Raw genomic sequence first — 11,410 nt, forward strand, 5'->3', positions numbered from 1 at the left:
CCGTTCGCACAATGGAACGCGAGCCAAGCCTGTCGTGCCAGGCCGCGCCGGCCGCACGTCCGCCGTGTTCTCTCCCCTCCCGGCGTTACCCCGCACTCGCCAGCGGGCGATCAGACGCGCCCTGCGCGTGAACAATCTCCCTAGGCATTCATGTCCGATTCTTCGGGTCGTCCGTCAGGGAACGATCTTTCCAGACCTGCCGATCGAGCGGACATTCAGCAGCCGGGTGGTGCCCTCCGGTAGCTGCCTTTGCTCATCTTCCGGCCCACCGCGGTCCAACCCTCGGACCCTCGGCGCCGGCAACACGAGCCTTCGCTCCAAGGCCGATGCCCTAGCTACCTGCCTTCCGCGCTTTGTGCTCGGTCAGCTTCTTGTCGATTTCTGCAATCCGCAGCCGTTCCGGTGTGTCCTTCGCCAAGCCCTTCCGGCGACATGCGGCCCACAGGCTCTTGCGCTCAGATTCCAGGGCCTTGAGGTAAAGATCAGCCATAAGTCAGTTTCTCCTGCCGGACTTACCCGGGCGATTATGCCGCGTCGTCATCTTGCCAGTGTTGACGGTTTCCTCGGCGGTCAGCCTGCACCACCGCTCATACCGCGCGGCGTCGAGCGAACCATCTAGCATAGCGGCCTGAACGGCGCATTCCGGCTCAGCACCGTGGGTGCAGTTGGTGAACCGGCAGCGAAGAGTCAGTGCCACGATGTCGTCGAATACCTCGGCCAGGCCTGAGCTTGCCTCGGACAGTTGGAGCTCGCGCATGCCGGGCGTGTCGACCAGCCAGCCGCCGCCGTTGGCGCCGCGACCGAGGCGATGCATCTCGCGAACGGTGGTTGTATGACGGCCTTTGCCGTCGGCCTCCCGAACAGCCTGCGTGGCGATGCTGTCCGACCCGCGCAAGGTGTTGATCATGGTTGACTTGCCGACGCCCGACGACCCCAGCAAGGCAACGGTCTCGCCGATTGCGCACCGAGCGGCGAGGCGCGCAACACTGCTTGGATCGCGCCCATTGATCATCTCGACCTCCAACTCGGGCTGAAGACCTCGTACTGCCCCCAGGAAGCGTTCCGGGGCCTCGGCAAGGTCCACCTTCGTTAGGACGACGACAGGGTGCACGCGAACCTCGCGCGCAAGCACCAGATAACGCTCGATCCGCGCGACACTGAAATCCTGGTTGCATGACGTGACGATAAACAAGGTGTCGACGTTCGCGGCGATAAGCTGGACCCGACGGTCATCACCGGGCTGCGGCCGCTTGAACAAGTTCTTCCGGTCGAGGATGCGCACCACGTCTTGGCTTTCGCGGTCAACCAGCAGCCAGTCGCCGACAGCCGGCCGGTCTTCGGGACCACCCGGTGTCGCGAGTACGGAGGAGATCGAGGTGTCGATCCCTTCGCCTTGGATAGCAACCATGCCCCGATGAACGGCCATCACCCGCACAGGGCAGCACCAGCGACTTTCCTCGGCAGACACCTGGTTGCTGAAAAACGGCCTCCAGCCGAGCTCGGCGAGGGTGAGGTTCGATGCTTCCATACGCCTTGGGCAGGGCTCTCTCAGTGCAGACCCGCATAAGAATGGAGGGCGTACAGGGTGGTTCCGAGTGCTGATAAACCGCCAGCCGGCAGGCGTCCATCGGCCAGCAGCGACAAACGGCGGATTGCATTCCGAGCTCGCAAACGCAGCACTGGACGCTGCAAGTGGGGCGCGGAGCTTTCATCAAGCGATCGTGTCAGGTCCGAGTGGGCTCGCCCAAGGCTGCTGACAACAAAGACGCATTTGGCACATGCCAAGACGCGCCTCTAAAGTTCGCCTTCCGGCTCGCGAAGCCATTCTGGCTGGCATGCATCGTCGGCTCGCGCCATCTGGCGCATCATGCAAGTGTGCGCCCCTTCCCCCGAGTCCCGGATCGGCACCGTCCACCTGGTCGGCGCCGGCCCCGGCGATCCCGACCTGCTGACGCTGCGCGCGGCGCGGCTGATCATGTCGACCGCGCTCATCGTGCACGATGGCCTCGTCTCGCCCGAGATCCTGTCGATGGCGCGCAAGGGTGCCCGCCTCGTGTCCGTCGCAAAGGCCCGCTCTCGCCACACGATGGCGCAGGAGGCGATCAACGCGCTGCTCGTGCGCGAGGCACTGGCAGGTCATGACGTGGTGCGCCTCAAGGGCGGCGATCCCTTCATCTTCGGCCGCGGGGGTGAGGAAGCGCAAGCCTGCCGCGCCGCTGGCGTACCGGTGCAGGTCGTGCCCGGCATCACGTCCGCGCTGGGCGCCTCGGCTGCCGCGCAGATCCCGCTTACGCACCGTGACAGCGCCTCGATCGTCAGCTTTGTCGCCGGTCAGTGCAAGGGGCTCGCCGAGCAGAACTGGGCCGGTCTTGCCGGCCAGGGCCGCACGCTGGTAATCTTCATGGGCGTGGCCACCGCGCCTGAAATCGCCGAAAAGTTGATGGCCGATGGCCTCGCGCCCGAAACGCCGGTTGCCGTCATCGAGAACGCCACGCGGACAGAGATGCGGACTTTGCGCGGGCCGCTTGCAGGCTTGCCCGACCTCGTGCAGGAGCAGCGCGTCCGCAGCCCCGCTCTGATTGTTATCGGTGAAGTGGCGGCGCAATCCGATCAAACCATACGCGACTTTGTCCCGACAACAGGGGCGCTGGAGGCAGAACAGTGAAGATCCTGACCGGCAACGACCTCAAGAGCGGCGCCGTCACTTGGTGGGATGGCCAGGACTGGTCCCTCCACGTCAACGATGCGGTGGACGTGGGCGATCAAGGCGCCAACATCATCGCCCGCGAGGAAGCGGCGCAGCGCGTTTTTGCCGCTTACGTCATCGACGGTGAGCGGACGGACGAAGGCGTGCGCCCTGCCCACATCAAGGACCGCATTCGCGCGCTTGGCCCCACTGTCCGGCCCGACCTGACACTCAAGCCCGCCGACCCCGAAGCCCTCAACTGGGTGATCTGACATGTACAAGTACGATCAATACGACCAGCAGATGGTCGACACCCGCGTCGCCGAATTCGCCGACCAGGTGCGCCGCCGCCTCTCGGGCGACCTGACCGAGGAGCAGTTCCGCCCCCTGCGCCTGCAGAACGGCCTCTACCTTCAGCTCCATGCCTACATGCTGCGCGTCGCGGTGCCTTATGGCACGCTCAGCTCTACGCAGATGCGCATGCTGGGTGACATCGCGGACAAGTACGACCGCGGCTACGGCCACTTCACCACGCGCCAGAACATCCAGTACAACTGGATCAAGCTGGAAGACACGCCGCAGATCCTGGCTGACCTCGCCAGCGTCGAGATGCATGCCATCCAGACCAGCGGCAACTGCATCCGCAACATCAGCTCCGACCAGTACGCCGGTGCCGCCGCGGACGAGATCATCGATCCGCGCCCTTATGCCGAGCTGCTGCGCCAGTGGTCGAGCTTCCACCCCGAATTCCTGACGCTGCCGCGCAAGTTCAAGATCGCGGTGATCGCCAGCGACACTGATCGCGCGGCGATGAAGCTGCACGACATCGGCATCCAGATGGTGAAGAACGCCGCCGGTGAAATCGGCGCGCAGTTCTACGTCGGCGGCGGCATGGGCCGCACACCGATGATCGCACCGATGATCCGCGAGTTCGTGCCGCTCGACCAGCTCATCACCTACTCCGAGGCGTGCCTGCGGGTGTACAACCGCTATGGCCGGCGCGACAACAAGTACAAGGCGCGGATCAAGATCCTTGTCCATGAACTCGGCAAGGACGAATACACGCGTCAGGTCGAGGAAGAGTTCCAGCACTTGCTGGGCCAGGGCATCGAGCCCCCGATCGCCGAGCTGGAGCGGATCAAGCAGTACTTCGTCGATCCCGCTTACGAGACAGGCCTTTCGGACGAGCTGGACCTCAGCGATCCCGATTTCCGCCTCTGGGTGGAGCGCAATACGCAGGCCCACAAGCAGGCCGGCTACATCATCGCGACGGTCAGCCTGAAGCCGGTCGGCGGTATCCCCGGTGACGCCACGGCCGACCAGATCCGCCTGATGGCAGACCTTGCCAAGGAATACAGCTTCGACGAACTGCGCGTCACTCACGCGCAGAACATCGTCTTCCCGCACGTGAAGAAGGCAGACCTCTACGCGCTTTGGCAGAAGCTGGATGCGGCCGACCTCGGCACCGCCAATCTCGACTTGATGGGCGACATCATCGCTTGCCCTGGCCTCGACTACTGCAGCCTCGCCAACGCGCGCTCGATCCCGGTTGCGCAGAAGATCTCCGAGCGGTTCGCCGCGAAGCAGGAGGAGCTCGGCGAGATGAAGCTCAAGATCTCCGGCTGCATCAACGCCTGCGGCCACCACCACGCCGGCCACATCGGCATCCTGGGCGTGGATCGGAAGGGCAAGGAGAACTATCAGCTCCTGCTCGGCGGATCGGAAGGCGCGGACACCTCGCTGGGCACGATCACCGGTCCCGGCTTTGACGAAAACGGCATCGTCGACGCGGTCGAGAAAGCAACCGAAGTCTACCTTGCCAAGCGCGAGGAGGGTGAGCGGTTCCTCGACACCTATCGTCGCATCGGCATGGCTCCTTTCAAGGAGGCGCTTTATGGCTAAGTGGCCCGATCCCATCCGTAACACGCGCCCGAATAAGAAAGCAGCCCATGTCTGACGTGCAGTTCCGTTTTCGTGACGATGAGCCGGTGTCCGATCCGGCAGTGACGGTCGATGCCTTTGCCGAGCAGACCAATGCGACCGCGGTTCGCATCGAGCCGGGCGACGACGCGCGCGAACTGCTGCCGTATCTCGACCGGCTGCGCCTGATCGAAGTGAACTTCCCCGCCTGGACGGATGGGCGCGGCTACTCCTCGGCACGCGTGCTGCGTGAGGCAGGCTTCAACGGCGAGATCCGGGCAGTGGGCGACGTCGTGATCGACATGCTCAGCCACCTGAAGCGCTGCGGCTTTGATGCTTTCGCGCCCGAGCACCCGCTCAACCCGGCCGATGCACAAGCGGCCTTCGACCGCTGGGACAATGTCTACCAGGCGACCGCCGACGGCCGCCAGCCGATCTGGGCCAAGCGCCACTCCGCCTGATCCTGCATTCACGCCCTGCCCCGTCGCTCTCATGCGCGGGGCAGCGCATGTTCCTGCGCCGCGCGGAAAACTCTACCTCATCAGGGGAGAAAACGCGGCTACACCCGCTGTTCCTTTTTCTTCGTCGACTCAGGGGCACCCGCAACCCATGTGGGTATGGCACCAGAAGACCCGCGCAGGGCCGCCGAAAAGGGATTCTCGCATCATGTTCAACGCGCTTGACGACAAGCCTGAGCTGAACAGGCCGGAGCAGGCCCGGGGAGACCGGGTTCGTGATTGCATCGACGCTTCTCCCCGCTTCCAGGAGTCGGATGCGGTTCGCCTCAACCGCCTCTTCCGGGGGACCGAAACGGTTGAGATGCTGGAGACTCTGCTGCGCGAACGTATGGCCGGCGACGTCGCCATCGTGTCGAGCTTTGGCGCAGAGAGCGCCGTTTTGCTTCATCTGGTGAGCCGCGTCGATCCGAGTGTGCCGGTCCTCTTTCTCGAGACGGGCAAGCACTTCCCCGAGACGCTTGCGTACCGCGATGCGCTCGTCGCCCGACTGGGCCTGAAGGACCTGCGCAACCTGACGCCCGACCCGGAAGATCTTGCGAAGCGGGACGAGAGCGGCCTGCGCTGGTCCTACGATCCCGACGGCTGCTGCGAGATTCGCAAGGTCAAGCCGCTCGCCAAGGCACTGACGCAGTTCGACGCCTCCATCACCGGGCGCAAGGCTTTCCAAGCCTCGACACGATCCAGCCTGCCCCGCTTCGAGATCGATACGACTGATGCGCAGGGGCGGCTCAAGATCAATCCGCTGATCGACTGGGCGCCGGAGACCATCGCGGCTTACATCGCCGAGCACGATCTGCCTGCGCACCCTCTGGTGGCGGAGGGTTACCCCTCGATCGGCTGCTCGCCCTGCACCAGCAGGGTCGCTCCGGGTGAGGACCCGCGCTCTGGCCGCTGGCGTGGCTGGGACAAGACCGAGTGCGGCATCCACGTTCCCGGTCAGGACGGCGAGGGCGAATTGCCTCCCGGCTACGATCCGATCTTCTAGTTTTCAGGCGTGAGCCGCCGTCCGGTGGCAGCGCCCGCGCTCATCGCACAGGCGTAAAGCGCCCAGCGGATCTCCGTTCGCCCCTTGTGTCGGCGGCTGCAGCAATGCAGCTTGCCGCAAACACAGAGGGGATGCGACATGACCGATACCGACTACCCGAAGGGCGCCATCATCATAACCGGCGCGGCCGGCGGAATGGGCAAGCCCGCCGCCGAGCGCATGGCGCGGCGCGGCCAGCCCCTGATCCTGAGCGACATGTCGGAGGAGCGACTGGAAAAGCTCGCAGCCGATCTTCGTGCGCAAGGTGCGACCGTCCGCACGCTCGCCGGGGACATCTCTGATCCCGCTTACCCGGAGAAACTACTCGGCCTGGTGGAGGACGCGCGGCTCTCTGCCGTCATTCACACTGCCGGACTGTCTCCCACGATGGCGGATGCCGAACGCATCCTTGAGATCAACTACTTCGCGACGGAGCGCCTCCTCGACAGCCTCGCGCCCCGGATGGCGAAAGACGGATGCGCTGTGCTCATCTCATCAGTGTCTGCATACATGGTCACGCAGCCAGAGATGGTGGCGGCCGTACGGGCAATGGTGGAAGGTGGCGGCCGCGACGCGGTTGCGGACTATGTCGAATCACCGGGAATGGCTTACTCCCTCTCAAAACTGGGAGTCATCCGACTGGTCGCACGCGAGGCGGGACGGTTCGGTGGACTAGGCGCCCGCATCGTCTCGATCGCGCCCGGTTACATCGACACCGAGATGGGACGCGCGGAAGCCAGTGCAAGCGAGCAGATGCGTGCCTTGATGCAGCGCGTCTCGCTGGGCCGGATGGGCGAAGGCGACGAAATCGCCGCAGCCGCCGAATTCCTGTGCACGAAGGCGGCCTCCTACATCACGGGCTGCGACATCAAGGTGGATGGCGGCGCATTGGCCGAACTGGGCTTGTAAACGCCGCCCTCCTGCACTGATCCCGGCGGCTAGCTGCGGAGTTCCGCGAACCAGCCAAGCCGCCGCATCAGCAGCTTTTCGCCCTCCAGCAACAGCATCAGGCAGATCCCAAGGCCGATGATCAGGGCGCCGTCCGCCAGTGTCAGCGGACGGCTGTCGAACAGCTCTTGCATGAATGGCGCATAGGTAAAGAGCAGCTGCGCCACGATCACGACAGCGATCGCACCCAGCACAGCAGGCGTGCCCAGTGCTCCGCGCAGCGTCAGCGAACGCATGTGGAGGTAGCGCACGTTGAACAGGTAGAAGATCTCGGCCACGACGATTGTGTTCACCACCATTGTCCGGGCCACCTCAAGACCGCGCCCGGCCTCCAGCGCCGCGAAGAACACGCCAAGCGCAACGGCGGTGAACAGCACCGAGACCAGCACGACGCGCCATAGCAGGAACGGGGTCAGCAAAGGCGTCGCCGGATCACGAGGCGGGCGCTGCATCACTCCCTGCTCAGGAGGCTCGAACGCCAGCACGAGACCCAGCGTTGCTGCCAGCAGGAGATTGGCCCACAGGATCTGCGTCGCCGTCATCGGCAACGCAAAGCCCAGCAGAATGGCGAGGACGACCAGCAGCGTTTCACCCCCGTTGGTCGGAATGGTCCAGGTTATGACCTTGCGAATGTTGTCATAGACCGTCCGCCCCTCGTGCACGGCGGCGACGATGGACGAAAAGTTGTCGTCCAGCAGCACCATCTCCGATGCCTCTTTCGCCGCTTCGGTGCCCTTGCAACCCATGGCAGTCCCGACATCCGCCTGCTTCAGGGAGGGAGCATCATTCACTCCGTCGCCGGTCATCGCGACAATGGCGCCCAGGGACTGCAAGGCCCGCACGATGCGCAGCTTATGCTCGGGGCTGGTGCGGGCAAAGACACTGGCGCGCTGAGCCAGCGCGGCCAACTCGCCATCGCTCAGGCCGTCAAGCTCCGCCCCCGTGACCGCTTCGGGCTCCTCCGCAAGATCGAGCTGCCGCGCGATCGCAAGGGCGGTCGCCACATGGTCGCCTGTGATCATTTTCACCGCGATCCCGGCTGAGCGGCACTGGGCAATCGCGGCAACTGCCTCTTCGCGCGGCGGATCGATGAAGCCCATGATGCCGAGAAGCTCAACGCCTTGCTCCAGGTCCGCATGCGTCAGGCGGGGCGGTGCATGGTCGAGCCGCTTCATGCCGAAACCCAGCACCCGCTCACCGCGCCCCGCAGCGTTGACGATCCGCTCCTGCCAGGCAGCAGGATCGGCGCCGCTCATGTCCAGCAAGACCTCCGGCGCGCCCTTCACGAAGATGACGTGCTCACCGCCCGGCCCCCTGTGCATGGTGGCCATGTAGCGATACTCGGCGTCGAACGGGATTGTGTCGAGCCGCTGCCATTCAGTGCGCAGGCGGTCGACGCCTGCTCCGGCTTTCAGCGCCAGCGTGACCAGAGCGCCCTCCATCGGATCGCCCACGACGCTCCAGCCGTTCTCGCTTTCACGCAGGTCGGCATCGTTGCAGAGCAACCCACAGCGAATGATCGGTGCGGCGGCAGCAAGCGCAGGCGCTTCGTCGTGGCCGTCCGTAGCCGTCAGCGTCCCGTCCGGAGCGTAGCCGGCCCCGCTGACCTGCAGTTGGTAGCCCTCGACAGCAAGATTGCGCACCGTCATCTCGTTGCGCGTCAGCGTCCCCGTCTTGTCCGTGCAGATGACCGATGTTGCGCCCAGCGTCTCGACTGCCGGGAGCTTGCGGATCACTGCGTTGCGCTTGGCCATCCGCTGCACGCCGATCGCCAGCGTGATCGTGATCACGGCGGGGAGCCCCTCCGGCACGATGCCGACCGAAACTGCGATCACCGCGATCAGCGCCTCATCCCAGAGGTAGTCGCGCACCAGAACTGCAAAGGCGAACAGGGCCACAGCGCCGATCAGGACCACGCGGGTGAAGCTGCGTCCGAACTGGTTGATCTGGCGCAGCAGAGGTGTTGAAAGCGGCTGCACCTCCTCAAGCATGCCGCTGATCCGGCCGATCTGGGTCTGCGAACCTGTCGCCGTGACAACGCCGGTCGCCTGGCCGGTTGCGACCAATGTTCCGGAAAACAGCATGGAACTGCGATCTCCCAGTGCCGCATCCCGCGCCACAGGGACGGCCTGCTTGCTGGCGTTGACGGACTCTCCGGTGAGCAAGGCTTCATCGGCGGTTACGCTGTGACTGCGCAGCAAGCGCAGGTCCGCCGAAACCCGATCCCCTGCCTCTACGATGACGATATCGCCCGGGACAATATTGGCTGCATCCACACGCAGCCGCTGCCCGCCGCGCATCACTTGCGCTTGGGGTGCGATAAGGTCCCTGATGGCGCCAAGCGCCTGCTCCGCCTTCCCTTCCTGAGCGAACCCGACGACGGCATTGACCAGAACAACGGCCATGATGACTGCGGCGTCTACGATATGCCCCAGCAGCCCTGCCGCCAGAGCTCCGACCAGCAGGAAATAGATCAGCGGACTTCGAAACTGCGCCAGGAATCGCCAGAACGGATGCACCTGCTTCGCCTGCGGCAAGCTGTTCGGACCGAACCGCGCTTTGCGATCCGCCGCTTCTGCCTCGTTCAGTCCGGTCGCCTTGGATTGCAGGCGCTCAAGAACGTCGTCTTGCGCCATCGCATGCCAGAACTCTCGACTATCCACCTGTTGGCTACTCCGGGCACCTTTGACGACTTCGGGCATCTGCAGCATCAGCGCTGAACGCCGCCCCGTTTGGCAGCCTAACGCCTGGGCCGTCGCAGTACCACCGACCAATGTCTCGAAAAGCACCGGCACGAAATGGCTCTGGCAAACCCTCACCGCCTCTGCTAACCGCACAGCCACTGCACCCGTAGCTCAGCTGGATAGAGCGCTGCCCTCCGAAGGCAGAGGTCACAGGTTCGAATCCTGTCGGGTGCACCACTTACCTCTACATCGCTAGTTTTCCGCACAACCCGCAGAGATGTTGGGCTTTCATTGATGCTTTCGTCCTAATGGGGGGCGGACATGAGGCAGAGCAAGCGGAGGGTTGAAGGTTACAAGTACCTGTACGAGCGCAGACGCAGCTTTGAGGTCCGCGTGCAGGTGCCACACCCGTTGCGCCCGGCAGTCGGCAAAGGAGAGTTGAAACAGTCTCTCGGCAAGGGTTGTGCAAAGGATTTTGCAAAGTAAGGCGGAAACACCCCACAGCTTTGGCGGCTTTCCTCGAACAGATTGATGCTGTTCATCTCGCGGTAGAAAAGGCGGGCAACACAGCAAGCCCTTCGCTGAGCCAGCCGACGCCGACATTACCCGCGACGCTCATTTCCGGCGTCTCACGCAGAACATGCGCGGCAAAGTGGCGCACCCTACGGGTGACAATCCACGATCTCTGCAAAGCCGTATCGAGCCTTCCGGCTAATGATCAAAAATGGGGTAAGCGCCCATGCACCTGATCCTTGGTCAATAATGTGGGCCAACTCCGCGTGGATCTACGGAGAGAATGGGTGGGCGATCCCATCCGAGGGCGAGTTGTTTGGGCATCTCTGTCGAACAATGCTTCGCGCCCAGCCTCCAAGCCTATCAAGACGAGCTACGTAGGCTTGAGGGCAAGATGTCTGCCGCCCCGGTCGCCGACCCGCTGTTCGGCAAACAGCCACCGGTCAGCAAAAACCGTCACTCGTCCTCGGCGATCTGATGGACAACTTCACGGCGACCCGTGATTCCAAGTGGTCTGCCTCGACGAGCCGGAACTACATCATCAACCGAGGGATCAAGGAGGTGTGTCGCGAGCGCACACCGCTTGAACAGATTACCTGCGAGTTCTGCAAACGCATCAGGTCGGTGCTCCAACGGCTGCGCGCGAACTAGCAGAAGCACCCCGCCCTCAAAGGACACCCATACCCGAAGCTATCGAGATCGCAGCCGCGGGGGACCTGCCCATCATCTCTGCGGCAACGACCAACTGACATCTGACTAAACTCGCGGCCATCATTCGGTTTGGACGCGAAAAGGGCTGGATCATACCGAGGGCGTCATGTTTACCGCGTGCCGTTACATTCCAGATGCCAAGGTCCGGATATACTATACCCAGTTCAATGAACTCGGAGACGTCGAATTCCGGTTCCTCGCCGCAATGGTCGTGGCTGTAGCGTCGGACGAAGGTCTCATGTCTCCTTGATCCGCTATGCGACAAACGAGAACGACGGCTTTTGGTCGCTAGGTCGGGAGTGTTCTGTAATGGTGGTTGCGGGGGTAGGATTTGAACCTACGACCTTCAGGTTATGAGCCTGACGAGCTACCGGGCTGCTCCACCCCGCGTCACCTGTGGGCGTTG

The 11,410-nt window shown here is 63.7% G+C and carries 11 protein-coding genes and 2 tRNA genes; 9 read left to right on the forward strand and 4 right to left on the reverse strand.

Annotated features, from left to right (window positions below; all coding sequences use genetic code 11):
• Positions 1–331: 331 nt before the first annotated feature.
• Positions 332–490, reverse strand: a complete 159-nt coding sequence (locus ABUH87_RS00005; RefSeq protein ID WP_367767643.1) for a hypothetical protein — start codon at positions 488–490, stop codon at positions 332–334.
• Positions 491–493: 3 nt separating this feature from the next.
• Positions 494–1,528 carry a ribosome small subunit-dependent GTPase A gene (gene rsgA / locus ABUH87_RS00010; protein WP_367767645.1) on the reverse strand — a complete coding sequence of 345 codons (1,035 nt, stop codon included), beginning with the start codon at positions 1,526–1,528 and terminating at the stop codon, positions 494–496.
• Positions 1,529–1,867: 339 nt separating this feature from the next.
• Here rsgA and cobA point away from each other — a divergent pair, with 339 nt between their 5' ends.
• The 6 genes from cobA to ABUH87_RS00040 all read left to right on the forward strand — a co-directional run bounded on the left by cobA (position 1,868) and on the right by ABUH87_RS00040 (position 7,057).
• Positions 1,868–2,665, forward strand: coding sequence for a uroporphyrinogen-III C-methyltransferase (gene cobA / locus ABUH87_RS00015; protein ID WP_367767647.1), 798 nt, complete (start codon positions 1,868–1,870; stop codon positions 2,663–2,665).
• Positions 2,662–2,958: a DUF2849 domain-containing protein gene (locus tag ABUH87_RS00020; RefSeq protein ID WP_367767649.1), complete on the forward strand. Its 297-nt coding sequence runs from the start codon at positions 2,662–2,664 to the stop codon at positions 2,956–2,958. The genes cobA and ABUH87_RS00020 overlap by 4 nt, the downstream gene beginning before the upstream one ends.
• A gap of 1 nt (position 2,959) precedes the next feature.
• Positions 2,960–4,588 carry a nitrite/sulfite reductase gene (locus ABUH87_RS00025; protein ID WP_367767651.1) on the forward strand — a complete coding sequence of 543 codons (1,629 nt, stop codon included), beginning with the start codon at positions 2,960–2,962 and terminating at the stop codon, positions 4,586–4,588.
• A 47-nt stretch (positions 4,589–4,635) separates the two neighbouring features.
• Complete coding sequence (locus ABUH87_RS00030; RefSeq protein WP_367767653.1) at positions 4,636–5,067, forward strand: DUF934 domain-containing protein; 432 nt, start codon at positions 4,636–4,638, stop codon at positions 5,065–5,067.
• Positions 5,068–5,272: 205 nt separating this feature from the next.
• A complete protein-coding gene (locus ABUH87_RS00035) occupies positions 5,273–6,109 on the forward strand; it encodes a phosphoadenylyl-sulfate reductase (RefSeq protein WP_367767655.1) in 837 nt (278 codons plus the stop codon).
• A 138-nt stretch (positions 6,110–6,247) separates the two neighbouring features.
• Positions 6,248–7,057: an SDR family NAD(P)-dependent oxidoreductase gene (locus ABUH87_RS00040; RefSeq protein WP_367767657.1), complete on the forward strand. Its 810-nt coding sequence runs from the start codon at positions 6,248–6,250 to the stop codon at positions 7,055–7,057.
• A gap of 29 nt (positions 7,058–7,086) precedes the next feature.
• Here the strand turns inward: ABUH87_RS00040 and ABUH87_RS00045 are convergent, their stop codons facing one another.
• Positions 7,087–9,798 (reverse strand): cation-translocating P-type ATPase, encoded by a 2,712-nt coding sequence (locus ABUH87_RS00045; protein WP_367767663.1) that lies wholly within the window; start codon positions 9,796–9,798, stop codon positions 7,087–7,089.
• Positions 9,799–9,940: 142 nt separating this feature from the next.
• Between ABUH87_RS00045 and ABUH87_RS00050 the strand changes: the two genes are divergently transcribed.
• The 3 genes from ABUH87_RS00050 (at position 9,941) to ABUH87_RS00060 (ending at position 11,254) form a co-directional block, all read left to right on the forward strand.
• Positions 9,941–10,017: transfer RNA gene (locus tag ABUH87_RS00050), tRNA-Arg, on the forward strand.
• A gap of 84 nt (positions 10,018–10,101) precedes the next feature.
• Positions 10,102–10,266 carry a DUF6538 domain-containing protein gene (locus ABUH87_RS00055; protein WP_367767659.1) on the forward strand — a complete coding sequence of 55 codons (165 nt, stop codon included), beginning with the start codon at positions 10,102–10,104 and terminating at the stop codon, positions 10,264–10,266.
• Between the two features lie 844 nt (positions 10,267–11,110).
• A complete protein-coding gene (locus tag ABUH87_RS00060) occupies positions 11,111–11,254 on the forward strand; it encodes a hypothetical protein (RefSeq protein WP_367767661.1) in 144 nt (47 codons plus the stop codon).
• A 63-nt stretch (positions 11,255–11,317) separates the two neighbouring features.
• On the opposite strand, the gene ABUH87_RS00065 is transcribed toward ABUH87_RS00060, so the two are convergent.
• Positions 11,318–11,394, reverse strand: a tRNA-Met gene (locus ABUH87_RS00065).
• Between the last annotated feature and the right edge of the window lie 16 nt (positions 11,395–11,410).

The sequence above is a fragment of the Novosphingobium rhizovicinum genome, assembly GCF_040813635.1.
Lineage (GTDB): Bacteria > Pseudomonadota > Alphaproteobacteria > Sphingomonadales > Sphingomonadaceae > Novosphingobium > Novosphingobium rhizovicinum.

What these genes read in the sequence shown, in the direction of transcription:
- ABUH87_RS00005 (WP_367767643.1), bottom strand. Translation starts at nt 490, where the DNA reads ATGGCTGATCTTTACCTCAAGGCCCTGGAATCTGAGCGCAAGAGCCTG.
- rsgA (WP_367767645.1), bottom strand. Translation starts at nt 1,528, where the DNA reads ATGGAAGCATCGAACCTCACCCTCGCCGAGCTCGGCTGGAGGCCGTTT.
- cobA (WP_367767647.1), top strand. Translation starts at nt 1,868, where the DNA reads ATGCAAGTGTGCGCCCCTTCCCCCGAGTCCCGGATCGGCACCGTCCAC.
- ABUH87_RS00025 (WP_367767651.1), top strand. Translation starts at nt 2,960, where the DNA reads ATGTACAAGTACGATCAATACGACCAGCAGATGGTCGACACCCGCGTC.
- ABUH87_RS00030 (WP_367767653.1), top strand. Translation starts at nt 4,636, where the DNA reads ATGTCTGACGTGCAGTTCCGTTTTCGTGACGATGAGCCGGTGTCCGAT.
- ABUH87_RS00035 (WP_367767655.1), top strand. Translation starts at nt 5,273, where the DNA reads ATGTTCAACGCGCTTGACGACAAGCCTGAGCTGAACAGGCCGGAGCAG.
- ABUH87_RS00040 (WP_367767657.1), top strand. Translation starts at nt 6,248, where the DNA reads ATGACCGATACCGACTACCCGAAGGGCGCCATCATCATAACCGGCGCG.
- ABUH87_RS00045 (WP_367767663.1), bottom strand. Translation starts at nt 9,798, where the DNA reads ATGCCCGAAGTCGTCAAAGGTGCCCGGAGTAGCCAACAGGTGGATAGT.
- ABUH87_RS00055 (WP_367767659.1), top strand. Translation starts at nt 10,102, where the DNA reads ATGAGGCAGAGCAAGCGGAGGGTTGAAGGTTACAAGTACCTGTACGAG.
- ABUH87_RS00060 (WP_367767661.1), top strand. Translation starts at nt 11,111, where the DNA reads ATGTTTACCGCGTGCCGTTACATTCCAGATGCCAAGGTCCGGATATAC.